The sequence below is a fragment of the Pantoea sp. JKS000250 genome (assembly GCF_003201065.1).
GTDB lineage: Bacteria > Pseudomonadota > Gammaproteobacteria > Enterobacterales > Enterobacteriaceae > Pantoea > Pantoea vagans.
The window spans coordinates 394,590-415,538 of sequence record NZ_QICZ01000001.1; the positions used below are offsets into that span (position 1 = coordinate 394,590).

A 20,949-nucleotide genomic window follows, 5' to 3' on the forward strand; every position below is an offset into this window, starting at 1 on the left:
CTCTGACTTCATACGTGCAAGACCTGTGCGAGGGCATTATAGAGATCTCCGCCGTAATGCCAAATCAGATCTCTCATCGAGACTGTCCGGGATAAAGGGTTTCGCTAGCGGTGATCTGCACGTAAACTTGCCAGACGAAAGCGCGAACGGGATGTCCACTTTATGACCACTTTTTATACCCTGATCAGCTGGTTGCTGGTATTTGGTTACTGGCTGCTGATCGCCGGGGTTACGCTGCGCGTGTTAATGAAGCGCCGGGCCGTAACCTCGGCGATGGCATGGCTGCTGGTAATCTATATTCTGCCGCTGGTGGGTATTATCGCTTATCTCTCGTTTGGCGAACTGCATCTGGGCAAACGTCGCGCGGAGCGCGCCCGCACCATGTGGCCGTCGACCGCCCGCTGGCTCAACGACCTGAAACAGTGCCGTGAAATTTTTGCCAGCGAGCACAGCGACGTGGCCCGTTCACTGTTTGAGCTTTGCTACCACCGTCAGGGCATTGCCGGGGTCAAGGGCAACCAGCTCCAGCTGCTCACCAGCGCGGACGACGTCATGCAGGCGCTGATTCGTGATATCCAGCTGGCCCGTCATAACATTGAGATGGTGTTTTACATCTGGCATCCCGGCGGACTGGCGGATGAGGTTGCAGAATCGCTGATGGCCGCATCACGCCGTGGCGTTCATTGCCGACTGCTGCTCGACTCCGCAGGCAGCGTCAACTTTTTCCGCAGCCCATGGGTCGGCATGATGCGCAACGCCGGTATCGACGTCGTGGAAGCCTTGCAGGTCAGCCTGCTGCGCGTGTTCCTGCGTCGAATGGATTTGCGTCAGCATCGCAAAATCGTTCTTATTGATAATTACATCGCCTATACCGGCAGCATGAACCTGGTGGATCCGCGCTTCTTTAAACAGAGCGCGGGTGTGGGCCAGTGGATTGACCTGATGGCGCGTATGGAAGGCCCGGTCGCGACCGCGATGGGCATTGTGTTCAGCTGTGACTGGGAGATTGAGACCGGCAAACGTATTCTGCCACCACCGCCCGATCGCAACATCATGCCGTTTGAGCAGGAGAGCGGCCACACCGTGCAGGTGATCGCCTCCGGTCCTGGCTTCCCGGAAGATATGATCCATCAGGCACTGCTGACCGCGGTTTATTCCGCGCGTGAACAGCTGATAATGACCACGCCCTATTTAGTACCGAGCGACGATCTGTTGCATGCTATCTGTACGGCCGCACAGCGTGGCGTCAGTGTCAGCGTGATTGTGCCGCGTCACAATGACTCGCTGCTGGTCGGCTGGGCCAGCCGCTCCTTCTTCAGCGAACTGCTGGAAGCGGGCGTGAAGATCTATCAGTTTGAAGATGGGCTGTTGCACACTAAAAGCGTGCTGGTCGACGGACAGCTGAGTCTGGTGGGAACCGTCAATCTCGATATGCGCAGTTTATGGCTGAATTTTGAAGTAACGCTGGTGGTGGATGATGCCGGATTTGGCAGCGATCTCGCCTGTGTGCAGGATGACTATATCGCCCGCTCACGCCTGCTGGATGGCAAGCGCTGGGCAAAACGTGCGTGGTGGCAGCGCATCGTCGAACGACTGTTTTACTTCTTCAGCCCTTTACTGTAAAACGAGCCAGATTGTGTAAATGGCCGCAGGCCGACAGGACAGACTATGGATTTGAATAATCGCCTTACCGAAGATGAAACGCTGGAACAGGCCTACGATATTTTTCTCGAACTGGCCGTCGACAATCTCGACCCGGCAGACGTCATTCTCTTCAATCTGCAGTTCGAAGAACGCGGTGGCGCAGAGCTGTTTGATCCCTCTGAAGACTGGAAAGATCATGTCGATTTCGATCTGAACCCGGACTTTTTCGCCGAGGTGGTCATCGGGCTGGGTGAAGCGGATGGTGAGCCGATCACTGATGTCTTTGCCCGCGTGCTGCTGTGCCGCGAGAAAGATCACAAGCTCTGTCATATCCTGTGGCGCGAGTAAGCATCAGATAACAAAACGCCGGGCAATTGCCCGGCGTTTTGCCTTATAGCGGATCGACCTTCAGACAGGAGACCGCATGGTGGAAACTGCCTTCCAGCAACGGCCGGGTTTTCGCACACTCCGGGCCGGCAATCGGACAACGAGTGCGGAACACGCAGCCTGACGGCGGATTAATCGGCGACGGCAACTCCCCTTCCAGCAGCTGAATCTGCTTATTCTTTTCCAGATCGGGATCGGGAATCGGCACGGCAGACATCAGCGCACGGGTGTAAGGATGCTGCGGATTGCTGTAGACCTCGCTGTAGGTACCCAGCTCCACCGCATGCCCCAGATACATTACCAGCACACGGTCAGAGATATGCTTCACCACAGCCAGATCGTGGGCAATGAAGATGAGCGACAGCCCCATCTCACGCTGTAACTGCTGCAGCAGATTCACCACCTGCGCCTGAATCGAAACATCCAGCGCCGAGACCGGTTCATCGCAGATGATCAACTTCGGCTCCAGAATCAGCGCACGGGCGATACCGATACGCTGACACTGACCGCCCGAAAACTCATGCGGGTAGCGGTTGATCAGGTTAGGCAGCAGCCCCACTTTCATCATCATATTTTTGACGCGGTCTTTCACTTCCTGCCGCGCCATTTTCGGATGGTAGGTGCGCAGTGGCTCGGCGATGATATCGCCGATGGTCATACGCGGGTTCAGCGACGCCAGCGGGTCCTGGAATATCATCTGGATATCGCTGCGCGCTTTGCGCCACTCCTCTTCACTCTGGCCGAGCAGATCGCGGCCTAACCAGGCCACCCGACCTTCTGTCGCTTTAACCAGCCCGATGATGGCGCGCGCCAGGGTCGATTTACCGCAGCCAGACTCGCCTACCACGCCCAGCGTTTCTCCCTCATAAAGGCGCAGGCTGACGCCATCCACCGCCTTCAGGGTTTTTGACGGCTGCCAGAACCATTGCCTGCCATCTTTGATGTCGAAATGGACTTTGAGGTCGGCGATTTCCAGTAACACTCTTTTTTCAGCTACGGTGCTCATACTAACTCCTCCACCGGCTTAAAGCAGGCACGCAGACGGCCATCGCCAAACGGCTCCAGCGGCGGAGCCTGGGTGCAGATATCCATGGCGTGCGAACAACGCGGCTGGAACGGGCAACCCTGCGGCAGACGCAGCAGATTGGGTGGATTACCCGGAATGGTGGTCAGGCTCTCGCCCTCCGCATCCAGGCGCGGCACTGCATTCAGCAGACCGATTGAGTAAGGGTGCGCAGGCTGATAAAAGACATCGCGGGCGCGGCCATACTCCATGGTACGTCCGGCATACATCACCAGCACCTTGTCGCAGATCCCGGCTACCACGCCAAGATCGTGGGTGATCATGATAATGGCGGTGTTGAATTCACGCTTCAGATCGTTGAGCAACGTCATGATCTGCGCCTGCACCGTCACATCCAGCGCCGTAGTGGGCTCGTCGGCGATCAGCAGTTTTGGCCGGCACAGCAGCGCCATCGCGATCATCACGCGCTGACGCATCCCGCCAGAGAACTCATGCGGGTACATCTTCATGCGTTTGCGCGCTTCCGGCATTTTCACCGCGTCCAGCATTCTCACTGACTCTTCAAACGCCTGTGCGCTGTTCATTCCTTTGTGCAGCTTAAGCACTTCCATCAGCTGCTCGCCTACCCGCATATAGGGGTTCAGCGACGTCATCGGGTCCTGGAAGATCATTGCAATCTGTTCGGCGCGCAGTTTATTGAGCTGGTTCTCAGGCAGGTTCAGGATCTCTTTGCCGTTGAACATCGCCGAGCCGCCAATGCGGCCATTTTTTGCCAGCAACCCCATCAGGGCAAAGGCCGTCTGTGATTTGCCGGAACCCGACTCACCAACAATGCCCAGCGTCTCACCCGCGCGCAGCGAGAAGTTCAGGTCATTAACAGCGGTCACATCCCCATCGTGCGTGCCAAAGGTCACGCGTAAATCTTTGACCGTAAGTAGCTGTTCGCTTCCCGCGCGGGCCGCCATCGCTGGCTGAAATTCATGAATAGTCATCGGGAAACTCCTTAACGATCTTTCGGGTCGAGGGCATCACGCAGGCCATCGCCGATAAAGTTGAAACAGAACAGCGTCACCACCAGGAAGCCCGCCGGCCAGAGCAGCAGCCACGGCGACACCTCCATCGAGTTGGCGCCGTCGCTGAGCAGTGCGCCCCAGCTGCTTAAAGGTTCCTGCGTACCCAGACCCAGGAAGCTCAGGAAGGATTCAAACAGGATCATGCTTGGCACCAGCAGCGAGGCGTAAACCACCACCACGCCCAGCACGTTCGGCACGATATGGCGCACCACGATTTTCCAGGTTGATACCCCGCCGACATGGGCCGCTTCGATAAACTCTTTACGCTTCAGGCTCAGCGTCTGGCCGCGCACAATACGCGCCATATCCAGCCACGAAACCATGCCGATAGCGGCAAAAATCAGCAGGATGTTGCGACCAAAGAAGGTCACCAGCAGGATCACGAAGAACATAAACGGGAAGGAGTTGAGGATTTCCAGAATACGCATCATCACCGAGTCCGTTTTGCCGCCGAGATAGCCAGCAATCGAACCGTAAAGCGTACCCACGATCACCGCGATCAGCGCAGAGGCCACACCCACCATCAGCGAGATGCGACCACCAATCGCCACGCGCACCAGCAGGTCACGACCCGATGAATCAGTGCCGAACCAGTGGCCTGAAGTGGTATCCGGCGGCGAGGACATCATGGCCCAGTCGGTATCGTCGTAGGTGAACTGCGCCAGCATCGGCGCAAAAATCACGAACAGGGTAATCAGTAACAGCACCAGCAGGCTGATTGAGGCAGCACGGTTATGAATAAAACGACGACGCGCGTCCTGCCAGAGACTGCGCCCTTCTACTTCCAGCTTCTCACTGAACGCATCAAGAGCTTCGCTGTTTTTCTTACTTAACATCATGGCGAACTCCGCTATCAGTAACGAATTTTTGGATCGATAACGGCATAGAGCACGTCAACAATCGCGTTGAAGACAATGGTCAGCAAACCGACCAGAATGGTCAGGCTCATCACCAGTGAGTAGTCACGGTTCAGCGCACCGTTCACAAACAGCTGACCGATGCCCGGCAGACCGTAGATCGACTCAATCACCATCGAACCGGTGATGATGCCGACAAACGCCGGGCCCATGTAGGAGATCACCGGCAGCAATGCGGGCTTCAACGCATGACGCAGCACAATGCGGCGCAGCGGCAGGCCTTTGGCACGCGCGGTACGGATAAAGTTGGAGTGCATCACTTCAATCATCGACCCGCGGGTAATACGCGCGATACTGGCGATATACGCCAGCGACAGCGCCACCATCGGCAGCAGCATGTAGTTCCACTGCCCGCCATTCCAGCCGCCGCCCGGCAGCCATTTCAGGCTGATGGCGAACAGCAGGACCAGCAGCGGCGCGACCACGAAACTGGGTATGACCACGCCGGTCATTGCCACCCCCATCACCGCGAAGTCCCACAACGTATTTTGTTTGAGCGCGGCGATGACGCCAGCGGTTACGCCCAGCACTATCGCCAGCAGGAACGCGGCCAGGCCGAGTTTGGCAGAAACCGGGAACGCATGTGCGACCAGATAGTTGACCGAATAGTCTTTGTATTTAAACGACGGGCCGAAATCGCCGTGCGCCAGCTGCACAAGGTAATCGACATACTGCTTACCAATGGGATCGTTGAGGTGATACTTCGCCTCAATGTTGGCCATGACTTCGGGTGCCAGCGTACGCTCGCCGGTAAAGGGACTACCGGGGGCCAGGCGCATCATAAAGAAGGAGATGGTAATCAGGACGAACAGCGTCGGTAGCGCTTCAAGCAAGCGACGCAGGATGAATTTTAACATTGCCGTACCTACCAGGCTGTTGCTTCACAACATATAAAAAATTAAAAAAGGCGGCGCCAGACGCGCCGCCACTGCTGATAGCCTGAAAGCTATTAGTGTTTAATGATGTAGAAGTCTTTAGACAGCGTTTTATCCAGGGGATCTTTACCGGTGTAACCGCCGACATAAGGTTTCACCAGACGCGTATTCACGTAGTAGTAAACCGGTACGATGGTGTTGTCTTTATCCAGGATCTGTTCAGCCTTCTGATAGTCCGCTGCGCGGGCTTTGGCATCCGGCGCTTTGATCGCATCACGCACTACTTTGTCAAACTCATCGCTCTTGTAGTGCGATGTGTTACTGCTGCTGTTGGACACCATGGTGTTCAGGAAGGAGGTCGGCTCGTTGTAATCCGCACACCAGGCCGCACGTGAAACATCGTAGTTACCCTGATGGCGGGTATCCAGGAAGGTTTTCCACTCCTGGTTTTCCAGCTTGATGTTCACGCCGATATTTTTCTTCCAGATCGACGAGGCGGCAATCGCCAGCTTCTTGTGCAGATCGGAGGTGTTATACAGCAGGTTAAAGGTCAGCGGTTTGTCGGCGGTGTAGCCCGCTTCAGCTAGCAGTTTTTTCGCTTCGGCGTTACGTTTGTCCTGCGACCATGTGAACCAGTCTGGCGGCAGAATGTCCATGCCGTCAGTGGATGGCGGCGTGTAGCTGTAAGCCGGTTTCTGGCCCTGCGCCAGCACTTTATTCACCATGATGTCACGATCCAGACCCAGCTTCAGGGCCGCGCGCACGCGGGGATCGGTGAATGGCGCTTTCTGGTTGTTGATTTCGTAGTAGTAGGTGCAGAGGTAAGGATCGACGTGCAGCTCTTTACCATTGTCGCGCTGCAGCTTTTTAAACAGCTCAATCGGCAGATTGTTGTAGGTCATGTCGCTGCCGTTCTCAGAGAAGTAACGGTTAACGTCACTGACTTCAGAACTGATTGGCAGGTAGGTGACCTTGTTCAGCACGGTGTGTGCGTTATCCCAGTAGTTCGGGTTACGGACCAGGGTGATACGCTCGTTAATCACGTGCGCGTCCAGTTTAAAGGCACCGTTGCCGACCCAGTTCTGTGGCTGGGTCCACTGCTCGCCAAACTTCTCAATTGCCGGTTTATAAACCGGTGACATGACGGAGTTAATCAGCAGCTTATCAAAATAGGGAACCGGCTCGCTCAGGGTGACTTCCAGCGTGTGGTCATCAATGGCTTTTACGCCCAGATCGGTAATCGGTTTTTTCCCGGCGATGATGTCATCGACGTTCAGGATATGACCATACTGCGGATAGCTGGCGTACGGGGACGCCGTTTTAGGATCGACCAGACGCTCCCAGCTGTAGACGAAGTCCTGCGCGGTCACCGGCTCGCCATTGGACCATTTGGCATTTTTACGTAAGTGGAACGTCCACACTTTGAAATCTTTGTTTTCGTAACTTTCCGCTACGCCCGGGATCGGTTTACCGTTGCTGTCATTGACCAGCAGACCTTCGTAAAGGTCGCGCGCCACGTTGTCTTCCGGCACGCCTTCAATTTTGTGCGGATCGAGCGACTGGACTTCATCGCCATTGCCGCGAACCAGCTCCTGTTTTGCAGCCAGCTCAACGCCCGCAGGAACGGTTGCTGCGAAAGCCGCATTACCTGCCAGGGCACTCACTGCGGCGAAAACGCCCGCTGCAATCAGGCTTTTTTTCGTGATGTTGTTCATTATTACACTCCAGTTTTATTATCGTCACCGTGGCGATGCTCTGCCCCGGCGTCCCCCGTCTCCGGGCTCCCTGGCTTGTTCCCAGGGAGATTGACCCCAAAATGGTCTGTACGCTGATGCGTGTCCCGACTGTCTCGCCGAAGCGGCGATCAGATCAGTGTTGTTTGATGAAATAGTACTTCAGGTCTGTCATGTCCTGCGGGTCTTTGCCCGTAAAGCCGCCAACCCAGGGCTTTACCAGGCGCACACTTACGCGGTAGTAAACTGGCACAATTGGTGAGTCTTTGTCGAGTTGTGTTTCAGCCTGCTGATACAGGCCGGCGCGCTGCGCCTCGCTGCCCGCCGTCAGCGTTTCCGCCATTAAGCGATCAAAGGTCGCGCTGCTGTAAAATGCGGTGTTGATCGAGGCGTTACTGATCAACATGTTCAGGAAGGTGGAGGGCTCATTGTAATCGGCACACCAGGTGGCGCGCACCACGTCATACTGGGCCTGATGACGGGTCTCCAGCATGGTTTTCCACTCCTGATTCTGCAGCGTCACCTTCGCGCCCAGGTTTTTCTGCCACATCGATGCGGCCGCAATTGCCTGGCGTTTGTTCTGATCAGAGGTGTTATAGAGCAGCGTAAAGGTCAGCGGATGGCTGGCATCAAAGCCCGCCTCTGCCAGCAGCTTTTTCGCCGCCTCATTACGCTGCGCCTGTGTCCAGGTGAACCATTCAGGCGGGGATAGCTTAATATCAGCCGTAAAGGGTGGCGTGAGGCTATAGGCCGGAATCTGCCCCTGAGCCATGATCTTATTAGCTATCACCTCGCGATCGAGGGTCATTTTCAGCGCGGCGCGCACTCGTGCATCGGTGAACGGCGCTTTTTTGTTGTTAATTTCGTAATAGAAGGTGCAGAGCAGCGGGCTGACCTTTACTTCATCGCCCAGCTCTTTGCGCAGCTTGCCAAACATCTCCGGCGGCACCGCACTATTGGTAATGTCCGTTCCGCCGCTGCGGTAGCGATTGATATCACTGTTTTCAGAGGCGATCGGCAGGAAGGTCCCCTGCTCAATCACCGTATGCGCATTATCCCAGTAATGGGGATTACGCTTCACGACGATTTTTTCATTCACCACCCAGTCGCTCAGCGTATAGGCACCGTTACCGATGTAGTGAGCGGGACGGGTCCAGGCGTCGCCCCACTGCTTAATGGCTGGCGCATAAACCGGTTTCATCGCCGTATGCGCTAACATCGCCACCAGATAAGGCACCGGTTCACTCAGCGTAATCTGCAGGCGATGGGCATCCAGCGCTTTCACGCCCAGCTGGTCGGGTGATGCTTTACCGGCAAGGATGGCATCGATACTGGCAAAATGAGCGGCCTGTGGATAGCTGGAGTAAGGCGACGCCGTTTTCGGGTCTACCAGACGACGCCAGCTATAGACGAAATCAGCGGCAGTTACCGGTTCACCATTGCTCCACTTCGCATCGTCCCGCAGAGTAAAAATCCAGACTGTGGGTTGTGGATTTTCCCAGCTTTTGGCGACGCCCGGCACAACCTGACCAAAGTTATCGGTGTTTACCAGGCCATCCAGCAGGTTATGAATAACATTGGATTCCGGCACGCCTTCGGTTTTATGCGGATCCAGTGAGGAGACTTCGCTTCCGTTATTGATCACTATTTGCTGTTGCGCTGCCAGAACCATTCCAGGCGGAACCGTGGCGGCGTAAGCCGGAGAAAAAGCCGTGAACAAAAAGAGTGCGATTGCTGACCGCTGTTGTTGCAAGTTTTTCATCCCAATCATGCGAAACGCCAACCTTTAATTAAGTATCCCGATAGGCTTAAGCAAAAAGCGTTCTCACTTTGGACTTTCGGAGAAAAAAATTACGCTGGGCCAAAAATTATCAGAAGCCGCGAAGGGGCGCCAAAGCAAAATAGCTAAAATGTTAACTAATTCTCTTTTATCATGAGATGTCAGGCAGCGAAAGTGTTAATTTTCGTCCTGAAAATATTATATCGATATGAAAAATAGGCTATTTAGCTGGAAAACTGCTTCCAGGGCGTTATGGAGCCACAAAAAGTGTCTGTTTTGGTATTTGTATTGATAAAAACGGCAAGGACGTGATGAAATTCAGGCTGAGTATTGAAGCATGGGGATTTATCGGGTTAAGTGGAAATCAGATAGCAGATTGTCGTGTGAAAATAGTGACATTATTTTGCAAAAAAAAGTCTGTGAGCAACCCCGCAGTAACGGAATTTATAATCGTCTGTTTTTATTAAGCAGGATGAATAACTGCATTGTTATGGTGCAATAAAACGCTTTACTGCACCACTTCAGGTCACCCTTTCGCTTCGCTGCATGAAATAAGTGAGTATTTAGTTCAGTAAGCCGGGGAAAATCGACTTCAAACCGGTTACGACAAATTCAATGCCCAGCGCCATCAGTAACAGACCCATAATTCGGGTAATGACGTTAATACCGGTTTGCCCAAGAATCCGCACCATTAATGGCGCAGCCCGGAACAACAGCCAGCAGCAGAACGCAAAAATGGCAATCGCCAGCGTGAATCCCAGCAGATTTATCCAGCTGTGGTAGCGGGTACTCCAGACGATGGTCGAGCTGATGGCCCCTGGTCCCGCCATCAGTGGTAATGCCAGAGGTACTACACCCACGCTTTCACGAATCGCGGTTTCTGACTTCTCCTGTTTATTCTGCTTATCCTCGCCCAGCTTGCCGCTGATCATCGACATCGCAATGGTGACAACCAGAATGCCGCCCGCAATGCGGAACGAGTCAATCGAAATGCCAAACACACGCAAAATCGCATCGCCGAGGAAAAGTGACGTCCAGAGAATAATGGCAACGGCCAGATTAGCCGTAAGGTTGGTTTTGTTACGCTCCGCCACCCCCTGATAACGCGTCATGCTGATGAACACCGGAATAATGCCTACCGGATTGACCAGCGCAAAGAGCCCGACAAAAAATTTTATATAGCCTGATAGATCTAACAGCGCTGGATTCACAACATAACTCCGTACCACAGGGGGAAAACGCGCCTAATGTATGTGAAAACGTGCAGAGACGCCAGATGTGCGCCTGGCTATTTATCCTGATGAACAGCAAAGCATTTAGCGCTTTCCGCCAGAGATTAAAAAGTGGCTGGATTTAGCCACTACCATAAGGGCTAAGCGCAGGAGCAGACCGGCTTAACAGAAAAGCAGTAAAAAGGGGTGCTGAAAGGTGTCAGCTTGCGCTTAAATTGATCTGCATCAAAATTGACCTACCCCAAACCAGGTAATCTTTTCTTAACGGAAGTATAAGCGTCAGCGAAAGAAAGCTCTTTAACGCCAGCAGAAGACTCGTTCAGTAAACAGTTGAAAATCCACGCGTTACCTGCCAGCCAGTCACGTTATTTCAGCGTGACTATACTCAGGACGCAGGATTGTTTACTAAAAAAGTTTAACTTCCTTCAGGAGAACACCATGGCCGTAACCAATGTCGCTGAACTCAATGCACTGGTCGAACGTGTAAAAAAAGCCCAGCGTGAATATGCCAACTTTTCTCAACAACAGGTCGACGCCATCTTCCGTGCCGCCGCCCTTGCCGCCGCAGACGCCCGAATCCCGCTAGCTAAGATGGCCGTTGCCGAATCCGGTATGGGCATCGTCGAAGACAAAGTCATTAAAAACCACTTTGCTTCTGAGTATATCTACAACGCCTATAAAGATGAAAAGACCTGTGGCGTGTTGGCCACTGATGATACGTTCGGTACTATTACCATCGCCGAGCCGATTGGCCTGATTTGCGGTATCGTCCCGACCACCAACCCAACCTCAACCGCCATCTTCAAAGCGTTAATCAGTCTTAAAACCCGTAACGGCATTATCTTTTCGCCCCACCCACGCGCCAAAGACGCAACAAACAAAGCTGCCGATATCGTCTTACAGGCCGCCATTGCTGCCGGTGCGCCTAAAGACATTATCGGCTGGATCGATGCCCCGTCTGTTGAGCTGTCAAACCAGCTGATGCATCACCCTGACATCAACCTGATTCTCGCCACCGGCGGTCCGGGCATGGTGAAAGCGGCATACAGCTCCGGTAAACCGGCGATTGGTGTCGGTGCCGGTAACACGCCGGTAGTAATCGATGAAACTGCCGATGTGAAGCGTGCCGTTGCCTCCATTCTGATGTCGAAAACCTTTGATAACGGGGTGATCTGCGCCTCTGAACAATCTGTCATTGTGGTTGATTCAGTTTATGACGCCGTGCGTGAACGTTTCGCCAGCCATGGCGGCTACATGCTGCAGGGTGCTGAACTGAGCGCTGTACAGAATATCATCCTGAAAAATGGCGGCCTGAATGCGGCCATCGTGGGTCAGCCTGCCTTCAAAATTGCAGAGATGGCGGGTCTCAGCGTGCCACCGAGCACTAAGATCCTGATTGGTGAGGTAAAACTGGTGGATGAGTCTGAGCCATTCGCCCACGAAAAACTCTCACCTACCCTCGCGATGTATCGGGCAAAAGATTTCCAGGATGCCGTAGATAAAGCGGAGAAACTGGTCGCCATGGGCGGTATCGGTCACACCTCCTGCCTTTACACCGACCAGGATAACCAGACTGAGCGCGTGCACTACTTCGGCGACAAAATGAAAACCGCGCGTATTCTGATCAACACCCCTGCCTCTCAGGGCGGTATCGGTGACCTCTACAACTTTAAACTGGCGCCGTCTCTGACGCTGGGTTGTGGCTCCTGGGGCGGTAACTCTATTTCAGAGAACGTCGGTCCAAAACACCTGATCAATACCAAAACTGTCGCCAAGCGAGCTGAGAATATGTTGTGGCATAAACTTCCTAAATCCATCTACTTCCGTCGGGGTTCCCTGCCAATTGCGCTGGAAGAGGTGGCAACGGACGGCGCGAAACGTGCTTTTATCGTCACTGACCGCTTCCTGTTCAATAACGGTTATGCTGACCAGGTGACCCGCGTGCTGAAATCACACGGCATCGAGACTGAAGTGTTCTTCGAAGTTGAAGCTGACCCAACGCTGAGCATCGTACGCAAAGGTGCAGAGCAGATGAACAGCTTTAAACCTGACGTCATCATTGCGCTGGGCGGCGGTTCCCCAATGGATGCCGCGAAAATCATGTGGGTGATGTACGAACATCCGGAAACCCACTTCGAAGAGCTGGCATTACGTTTCATGGACATCCGTAAACGTATCTACAAGTTCCCGAAAATGGGCGTCAAAGCACGCATGGTTGCCATTACGACTACCTCAGGTACCGGTTCAGAAGTCACACCGTTCGCTGTGGTGACCGATGATGCGACCGGTCAGAAATATCCTCTGGCTGACTATGCATTGACGCCGGATATGGCGATTGTCGATGCCAACCTGGTGATGGATATGCCGCGTTCACTCTGCGCCTTCGGTGGTCTGGATGCAGTAACCCATGCGCTGGAAGCCTATGTTTCCGTACTGGCGAATGAATACTCTGATGGTCAGGCGCTGCAGGCACTGAAACTGCTGAAAGAGAACCTGCCCGCCAGCTATGCCGAGGGTGCTAAAAACCCGGTGGCGCGTGAACGCGTTCACAATGCCGCGACTATCGCCGGTATTGCGTTTGCCAACGCCTTCCTCGGGGTCTGTCATTCAATGGCACACAAACTGGGTTCAGAGTTCCATATCCCACACGGTCTGGCGAATGCCCTGTTAATCTCGAACGTTATCCGCTACAACGCGAATGACAACCCGACCAAACAGACCGCGTTCAGCCAGTATGATCGTCCACAGGCGCGCCGTCGTTACGCTGAGATTGCTGACCACTTAGGTCTGAGCGCACCAGGCGACCGCACCGCGCAGAAAATTGAGAAGCTGCTGACATGGCTGGACGAGATCAAAACTGAACTCGGTATTCCGACCTCAATCCGCGAAGCCGGTGTGCAGGAAGCGGACTTCCTGGCGAAAGTCGACAAACTGGCCGATGATGCGTTCGATGATCAGTGTACCGGCGCGAACCCACGCTATCCGCTGATTGCTGAGCTGAAACAGATTATGCTCGATACTTACTACGGACGTGAATTTGTCGAACCGTTCTCAAGTGTCGCCGAAGCCGTAGCTGAGCAGCCGGTAAAAGGCGTGAAAGTTGAGAAGAAAGTGAAAAAAGTCTGATAGACCGCCTTCTGACTTTCTGATAAAAAAACCCGCCCAGGCGGGTTTTTTATTGCCTGAATGACGCGGTTAATTCAGCGGAGTCTGTGCGCCGTGAATCGCCTGTAACGATCCCTGCTCTATCGCCTGTTTGTAATGCTTACGGCAGACGGAGATATAACGTTCGTTACCGCCAATGACCACCTGCTCGCCTTCACTGAACGGTTTACCTTCGCTATCCAGTCGCAGCACCATGCTCGCCTTGCGGCCACAGTGACAAATGGTTTTCAGTTCAACCAGCTTATCTGCCCATGCCAGCAGATACTGACTGCCCACAAACAGTTCACCGCGAAAATCGGTTCTCAGGCCATAGCAGAGTACCGGAATATCCAGATCGTCTACGACATCAGAGAGCGCTTTAACCTGTTCCCGGGTCAGGAACTGACTCTCATCAACCAGCACGCAGTGGATTGGCTGCGCAGCATGTTCGGCGGCAATGTCGCTGTAGAGTGCGGTTTCAGCATTGTAGAGCATGGCCGGCGACGAGAGTCCGATACGGGAACTCACCTGCCCGGCACCGAACCGGTTATCGATCTCAGCGGTGTAGACCAGCGAACGCATGCCGCGCTCCTGATAGTTATAGGAGGATTGCAGCAGTGCCGTCGATTTCCCTGCATTCATGGCAGAGTAATAAAAATAGAGTTGAGCCATAGGAGCGTATCTTCATCAGGACTTAACGGAATGGCGCGCATATTATCACAAAGTGCAGGTAATACGTTGCGCTGTAGCGGTAATTAAAGCGTAACGGCTGAGTGGTTATTCCTCTTCGTGCTTCACAGGGTGCCGGTTATGTACACTTCACGCTGGATAAGTTTTGCTTATTTTACCCGCAACAAAAGGAATGACATTTTTGTTACTACGCTAAATACATTAAATTTATTGCATATCAGACCCGCGGAAACTATTTTTTATTTGCCATTACCGTGGAATTTTGAAGGTGATTATTTTAATTACTCTGGCAATTATCGTTCTGAATATTTTTTTAAGATTGAAGTTATTTAATGTCACCACTACTATTAGCGGGCAACACAACTTTTCCCTTATTCAGAGACCAGGACAATGAGCGAAGCACTAAAAGTTCTTAATAATATCCGTACGCTGCGCGCCCAGGCCAGAGAGTATTCCGTCGAAACACTGGAAGAGATGCTGGAAAAACTGGACGTGGTGGTAAAAGAACGCCGCGAAGAAGAGTCACATTTTCAGGCAGAAAATGAAGAACGCACGCGTAAGCTTAATCAGTATCGTGAAATGCTGCTGGCGGATGGAATCGACCCGAATGAACTGATTAACACGCTGACCGCCACTCCCCGCGCTGCGGCAAAAGGTAAACGCTCAGTGCGTCCGGCCAAATATGGTTATACTGATGAAAAAGGCGAGTCCAGAACCTGGACAGGTCAGGGACGGACACCGGCCGTGATTAAAAAAGCGCTGGAAGAACAGGGTAAATCACTGGACGATTTTTTACTGTAATGCATACGGCTTCGCCGCTTAAGCGTTAGCCTGATAACCAATAAAAAAGGAAGCCGAAGCTTCCTTTTTCTGTTAATCAGACGCGGTAGAAATCGCGATACCAGTCAACGAAGTTTTTAACGCCCTCTTCGACCCCGGTCTGCGGTTTAAAACCAATGGCCTTATACAGCGCTTCGGTATCCGCACTGGTTTCCAGTACGTCGCCGGGCTGCATTGGCATCAGATTTTTCTTCGCCGTAATCCCCAGGGCTTTCTCAATCGCTTCGATATAGTTCATCAACGTAACCGGCTGACTGTTACCAATATTGTAAACCCGATAAGGCGCAGAGCTGGTTGCGGGTGAACCGGTTTCAACGGTCCAGTTATCATCCTGCTGCGGAATAACATCCTGCAGGCGGACAATCGCTTCAGCAATATCGTCAATATAGGTAAAGTCGCGTTTCATCTGGCCCTGGTTATAAACATCTATCGCTTCACCCGCAATCATTGCCCGGGTGAACTTAAAGAGTGCCATATCGGGACGGCCCCATGGACCGTAAACGGTAAAGAAGCGCAGTCCGGTCGTCGGCAACTGATAAAGATGTGAGTAAGTGTGCGACATTAACTCATTAGCTTTTTTGGTCGCCGCATATAAAGAAACCGGGTGATCAACGCTGTCTTCGGTTGAGAACGGCATTTTGCGATTCAGGCCATAAACTGAACTGGATGAGGCGTAGAGCAGATGTTCAATTTTATGGTGACGGCAGCCTTCAAGAATATTGAGGTGGCCGATCAGATTTGAGTCTGCGTAGGCATGGGGGTTTTCAATGGAGTACCTGACGCCAGCCTGAGCGCCAAGGTGAATAACGCGCTGGAATGTGTGCTGGTCGAACAGTGACGCAATTGCGTCACGGTCCGCCAGATCCATCTCAATAAATGTAAAACCGGAATCAGCTTTAATTAAATCGAGACGAGCATGCTTGAGATTTACGTCGTAATAATCATTCAGGTTGTCGATACCGACAACCTGGTGACCGGCGGCCAGCAGACGCTGACTGACATGAAAACCAATAAAGCCTGCGGCGCCGGTGACCAGAAAGTTCATAAATCCCTCGTTAATTATGCAGTTTGAATAGACGCTCCGCGGCCGATTGCATAATAAACGAAACCGCGTTTGCTGATACGCTCTGGATCATACAGGTTACGACCATCAAAAATCACGGCTTCTTTCAGTGCATTTTTGATAACGTCGAAGTCAGGCGCACGGAAATTTTGCCACTCCGTACAGATGACCAGACCGTCTGCGCCCTGCAGTGCGGCTTCTTTGGTCCCCATCAGCTTCAGATCGCTGCGGTGACCATAGATGCGCTGCGCTTCATCCATCGCTTCAGGGTCAAACGCCTGAACAGATGCGCCTGCTTCCCACAGCGTTTCCATCAGCACACGGCTGGAGGCTTCACGCATGTCGTCAGTGTTCGGCTTGAATGACAGGCCCCAGAGTGCAAACGTTTTACCTTTCAGATCGTCACCAAAATGACGCTTAATGAAGGTAGGCAGCTTGTTTTTCTGGTTGTCATTCACATCTTCCACCGCCTGCAACAGACGTGGCTGATAGCCAATAGACTCAGCGGTACGGATTAACGCCTGCACATCTTTCGGGAAGCAGGAGCCGCCGTAGCCACAGCCAGGATAGATAAAGTGGTAGCCAATGCGGGGATCAGAACCGATACCCTGGCGTACTTTCTCAATATCCGCGCCTAAACGTTCAGCCAGGTTAGACATCTCGTTCATAAAGCTGATTTTGGTTGCCAGCATGCAGTTCGCGGCATACTTGGTCAGCTCTGCGCTGCGGATATCCATCATGATCATGCGATCGTGGTTACGGTTAAACGGCTCATAGAGCTCGCGTAACAGTTCGACCACGTCGTCGTTGTCAGTACCGACAACAATACGCTCCGGACGCATACAGTCATTAACTGCTGCACCCTCTTTCAGGAATTCCGGGTTTGAAACCACATCGAAGGTGATGTTGGCGTCACGCGCTTTCAGCGCTTCCGTCATTACTGCACGAACTTTGTCTGCTGTGCCAACCGGAACGGTTGATTTGTCGATAACCACTTTGTGATCGTTCATATGCTGCGCAATGGTGCGCGCTACGGCGGTCACATATTTCAGATCGGCAGAGCCGTCTTCGTCCGGTGGTGTACCAACTGCAATAAACTGCATAACACCATGGTTTACGCCCAGCTCAGCATCAGTGCTGAACTTCAGACGACCCGCTTCGTAATTGGACATTACCAGCGGAGTTAAACCTGGTTCGAAAATAGGAATGATGCCTTTTTTCAGATTTTCGACTTTATTAGCGTCGACATCAATGCAGAGAACGTCATGTCCGACTTCGGCTAACACCGCAGCCTGAACCAGACCGACATAGCCGATACCAAATACAGTGACTTTCATCGAGTTATCCTGTGTTTATGAATTACTTTTTGTTGCCAACTGCGCCATCGAGCCATTCAGAGAAATCTTTGCCCAATACCGGATGACGAACACCGTACTCAACGAAAGCCTGCATGTAGCCCAGCTTGTTACCACAGTCATGGCTCACGCCTTTCAGGTGATAAGCTTCGACAGTCTCTTTTTCCATCAGCATAGCAATGGAGTCAGTCAGCTGAACTTCGCCGCCTGCACCCGGAGGCGTTTTCGCCAGCAGTGGCCAGATGTCTGAAGACAGCACATAACGACCTACAACGGCCAGGTTTGATGGTGATTCTGACGCTTTAGGCTTCTCAACTACACCGACCATAGGTGCGCTGTCGCCTGGGTTCAGTTCTGCGCCCTGGCAATCAACAACACCGTACGCGGTAACATCGGCAACCGGCTCAACCATGATCTGGCTGCGGCCAGACTCTTCATAACGGCTCAGCATCTCTGCCAGGTTATCTTTGGTTGGGTTGGATTCATATTCGTCGATGATGACGTCTGGCAGGATGACCGCAAATGGCTCATCACCGATCAGCGGGTGTGCACACATCACAGCGTGACCCAGACCTTTAGCGATGCCCTGACGGACCTGCATGATGGTAACGTGTGGCGGGCAGATAGACTGGATTTCATCCAGCAGCTGACGCTTAACGCGTTTTTCCAGCATTGATTCCAGTTCGAAGCTGGTATCAAAGTGGTTTTCGATGGCATTTTTTGATGAATGCGTAACCAGCACAATTTCGTTGATGCCAGCAGCGATACACTCGTTAACGACATACTGGATTAACGGCTTATCAACCAGCGGTAACATCTCTTTTGGAATCGCTTTGGTAGCCGGGAGCATACGCGTACCCAAACCCGCTACCGGGATTACCGCTTTTTTTACTTTGGTATTATTGGCAGACATTAAGATACCTCTCTCATAGGCCGTTCAAGTTAATACTTGATATGTCGGTTTAAAATCGGAAATGAGTATATCAGTTAGTATCGAACGGATTTATCCTGGAAGGGACCAAACCGTCGAAATTAAGACTATTACCCAACTGTAAAGCTAAACTCTGGCCCTGAGATCAGCACCAGAATCTCACTGTTTTTTGCACTTATTCTTCCGTGGACAGCATCAGCCGGATACGACCGCCCGCGCCCCAGACGTGGCACTGCCAGTTGTCTGCGCGTTGACTGATTTGATTAAGATGGGTGCTGCCCATAGTGCCAAGCGGGACACCATTACTGAGCTGAATCTGATGGGCATGAACATGAAGCGTGGCGTTTAATCCGGCTGAAACCAGAATCAGATTTTTTAAACCGCGATGATAGTAACCCACCAGCAGCGGGAACTGACCGCTCAGGTTCGCCTGGCGCAGCAGCAGATTGACTTGTCTGAGTAGTCCATTCAGCTCCGGCAGACGCTGTTTTTGGCCCGTAAGCTGCTCCTGCAGCAGGCCATTAAACAGAGCACGCAATAATAGCGCCGCCAGCACGCCGTTATCACCGGCGCGCGTCACGTCGAGACAGTAGAACGCCAGATCTTTATCGGAGAGTGCCGCGATATCAAGTACCAGCCCAGGCTGCTCGGCCATCGTCAGCTGACGATAGTTAATCCGGCAGTTAGCAATGGTCTGCTGCACCGGCGGCTGGAGTTGCTTGAGCAGCTTGGCGGCTGCTTTTGGATCGCGAACCAGCGCATCCCAGTCCTGGAAAAGCTGCTCATCCTCTTCCACCTTTGAGGTGAACATTGAGGGATAAAGGCACTCATAAACCGCTTCACGGAAGCGTTCGAAGTTTTTGAGTGGCTTAAGCAGCACATCCTGCACCCCAAGACGCAGTACGTGGGCGATATCGGACATATTTTCAGTGGCCGAGATGATCAGAATCGGCACGACATTGCCACGGGTACGAATATGCTCAACGAACTGGATGCCACTCATACGGGGCATTTCCAGATCGCAGATAATCAGGTCGACAGTATGCTGTTGTAGTTGTGCAATTGCTTCCAGACCATCTTCCGCTTGTAACGTCACAGCACCCATCGATAACAAAAATTGGTCCAGCAACGAACGGAAAACAGCCTCATCTTCGACAATGAGTATCTTTTTGCCGAGTAGTGGTTTTTCCATTCTTTCCCCCTGCGTACCAGATAATTCAATAGTGGTTCATAAAACGCAGTTGCGCCTTTCAGAATTGCCCGAAGTCACCGTTTTGAATGAACAACCTGATTATCTGCCACGGACCAGTGGTAATAGTTCATCCATTTTCTTCTCTACGGCGGCCCTGCCTGCCTCAATGGCCTCTTCAGCACGATGAAAGTCCAGCGTCGAAATTTGCGGACAGACCGGCTGTATCAAAACATCGGGCGGATCGCCTGCCATACGGTTTCGCTTAAGACGATTCTCCAGCACCTGGATAGAGGTAGACATAATCTCCATCGCGCCAGGTGACTGAGATGCACGGCGCTGAGTAAAATTCACCAGGCGCTGTCGCAACTTTCCACTCCAACTCAATGCCGCTGCGGCGGCTTCTTCTTCACTGTTCTGAGGTGTAACGGAAAAGAGATCCTGCTGCATTAAATGTGCGTCATGCTGTAAGTCAACGGCGATAACAATGTCTGCCCCCAGGGCACGCGTCAGTGAAATCGGCACCGGGTTCACGACGGCGCCATCCACCAGCCAATACCCATTGTAGCCCACCGGCGGTAATAAACCTGGCATACTGCAGGATGCGCGTACCGCCTGATGAAGATCGCCTTCAGTCAGCCAGAGCTCACGCCCCGTACTCAGGTTGGTCGCCACCACGCCGAAGGGTTTATTACAGTGCTCTATCGCATCATTCGGGATCAACTGACGGACATGGCTGAATACCCGCTCGCCGCGTAATAGTCCGCCGCGCTGCCAGGAGACATCCATCAGGCGAATTACATCCCAGTAGCGAAATGCGCTCACCCATTTCTGCATCAGCGGCAGACGGTTATTCACATAGGCAGACCCGACCAGTGCGCCGACTGAGCAGCCTGCAACAACGTCGATCTCAATGCCCGCACGTTCCAGCGCGTTAATCACGCCAATGTGCGCCCATCCCTTGGCCGCTCCAGACCCCAGAGCCAATCCAATTTTTACCTTTCTCATTTGTATCTGGTCCTGCCGTCAATACGTAGCGTCACAACGTGGGGTCAGCTAACATAGCGCGCTT

At 52.8% G+C, this 20,949-nt stretch carries 17 protein-coding genes; 4 read left to right on the forward strand and 13 right to left on the reverse strand.

The genetic code is table 11. The features are described 5' to 3' along the window. Window positions 1-162 precede the first annotated feature (162 nt). Window positions 163-1,623 (forward strand): cardiolipin synthase, encoded by a 1,461-nt coding sequence (gene cls, locus BY447_RS02015; RefSeq protein WP_110330366.1) that lies wholly within the window; start codon window positions 163-165, stop codon window positions 1,621-1,623. A gap of 45 nt (window positions 1,624-1,668) precedes the next feature. Next, window positions 1,669-1,992, forward strand: a complete 324-nt coding sequence (locus BY447_RS02020) for an HI1450 family dsDNA-mimic protein (RefSeq protein WP_003853921.1) — start codon at window positions 1,669-1,671, stop codon at window positions 1,990-1,992. Window positions 1,993-2,035: 43 nt separating this feature from the next. Here the strand turns inward: BY447_RS02020 and oppF are convergent, their stop codons facing one another. The 7 genes from oppF to BY447_RS02055 form a co-directional block, all read right to left on the reverse strand. Further along, entirely contained in the window at window positions 2,036-3,037 is a 1,002-nt protein-coding gene (gene oppF / locus BY447_RS02025) for a murein tripeptide/oligopeptide ABC transporter ATP binding protein OppF (protein WP_013358039.1), read from the reverse strand. Beyond that, complete coding sequence (locus BY447_RS02030) at window positions 3,034-4,047, reverse strand: ABC transporter ATP-binding protein (RefSeq protein ID WP_013358040.1); 1,014 nt, start codon at window positions 4,045-4,047, stop codon at window positions 3,034-3,036. Before BY447_RS02030 ends, oppF begins: the two co-directional genes overlap by 4 nt. An 11-nt stretch (window positions 4,048-4,058) precedes the next feature. After that, window positions 4,059-4,967 (reverse strand): oligopeptide ABC transporter permease OppC, encoded by a 909-nt coding sequence (gene oppC, locus BY447_RS02035; RefSeq protein ID WP_013358041.1) that lies wholly within the window; start codon window positions 4,965-4,967, stop codon window positions 4,059-4,061. A gap of 14 nt (window positions 4,968-4,981) precedes the next feature. Beyond that, window positions 4,982-5,902 carry an oligopeptide ABC transporter permease OppB gene (oppB, locus tag BY447_RS02040; protein WP_013358042.1) on the reverse strand — a complete coding sequence of 307 codons (921 nt, stop codon included), beginning with the start codon at window positions 5,900-5,902 and terminating at the stop codon, window positions 4,982-4,984. A gap of 92 nt (window positions 5,903-5,994) precedes the next feature. Then, on the reverse strand, window positions 5,995-7,635 hold the full coding sequence (gene oppA, locus BY447_RS02045) for an oligopeptide ABC transporter substrate-binding protein OppA (protein ID WP_110330367.1): 1,641 nt from the start codon (window positions 7,633-7,635) through the stop codon (window positions 5,995-5,997). Window positions 7,636-7,789: 154 nt separating this feature from the next. Continuing rightward, a complete protein-coding gene (locus BY447_RS02050) occupies window positions 7,790-9,415 on the reverse strand; it encodes an ABC transporter substrate-binding protein (protein ID WP_110331899.1) in 1,626 nt (541 codons plus the stop codon). Between the two features lie 581 nt (window positions 9,416-9,996). Then, the gene (locus BY447_RS02055; RefSeq protein ID WP_033783264.1) at window positions 9,997-10,644 is read right to left on the reverse strand and encodes a YchE family NAAT transporter; all 648 of its coding nucleotides are present in this window, start codon (window positions 10,642-10,644) and stop codon (window positions 9,997-9,999) included. Window positions 10,645-11,103: 459 nt separating this feature from the next. On the opposite strand from BY447_RS02055, the gene adhE reads away from it, so the two are divergent. Further along, entirely contained in the window at window positions 11,104-13,791 is a 2,688-nt protein-coding gene (gene adhE / locus BY447_RS02060; protein WP_107319800.1) for a bifunctional acetaldehyde-CoA/alcohol dehydrogenase, read from the forward strand. A 69-nt stretch (window positions 13,792-13,860) separates the two neighbouring features. On the opposite strand, the gene tdk is transcribed toward adhE, so the two are convergent. Next, complete coding sequence (gene tdk, locus BY447_RS02065; RefSeq protein ID WP_033783265.1) at window positions 13,861-14,481, reverse strand: thymidine kinase; 621 nt, start codon at window positions 14,479-14,481, stop codon at window positions 13,861-13,863. Window positions 14,482-14,889: 408 nt separating this feature from the next. Here tdk and hns point away from each other — a divergent pair, with 408 nt between their 5' ends. Continuing rightward, window positions 14,890-15,300 carry a histone-like nucleoid-structuring protein H-NS gene (hns, locus tag BY447_RS02070; protein WP_033732837.1) on the forward strand — a complete coding sequence of 137 codons (411 nt, stop codon included), beginning with the start codon at window positions 14,890-14,892 and terminating at the stop codon, window positions 15,298-15,300. 76 nt (window positions 15,301-15,376) lie between these two features. On the opposite strand, the gene BY447_RS02075 is transcribed toward hns, so the two are convergent. The 5 genes from BY447_RS02075 to rssA form a co-directional block, all read right to left on the reverse strand. Beyond that, the gene (locus tag BY447_RS02075) at window positions 15,377-16,384 is read right to left on the reverse strand and encodes an NAD-dependent epimerase (protein ID WP_013358050.1); all 1,008 of its coding nucleotides are present in this window, start codon (window positions 16,382-16,384) and stop codon (window positions 15,377-15,379) included. 14 nt (window positions 16,385-16,398) lie between these two features. Further along, window positions 16,399-17,739, reverse strand: coding sequence for a UDP-glucose dehydrogenase family protein (locus tag BY447_RS02080; RefSeq protein WP_013358051.1), 1,341 nt, complete (start codon window positions 17,737-17,739; stop codon window positions 16,399-16,401). Between the two features lie 22 nt (window positions 17,740-17,761). Next, entirely contained in the window at window positions 17,762-18,670 is a 909-nt protein-coding gene (galU, locus tag BY447_RS02085; RefSeq protein WP_013358052.1) for a UTP--glucose-1-phosphate uridylyltransferase GalU, read from the reverse strand. A gap of 193 nt (window positions 18,671-18,863) precedes the next feature. After that, on the reverse strand, window positions 18,864-19,880 hold the full coding sequence (gene rssB / locus BY447_RS02090) for a two-component system response regulator RssB (RefSeq protein ID WP_013358053.1): 1,017 nt from the start codon (window positions 19,878-19,880) through the stop codon (window positions 18,864-18,866). A gap of 99 nt (window positions 19,881-19,979) precedes the next feature. Beyond that, entirely contained in the window at window positions 19,980-20,885 is a 906-nt protein-coding gene (gene rssA, locus BY447_RS02095) for a patatin-like phospholipase RssA (protein ID WP_013358054.1), read from the reverse strand. Window positions 20,886-20,949 lie beyond the last annotated feature (64 nt).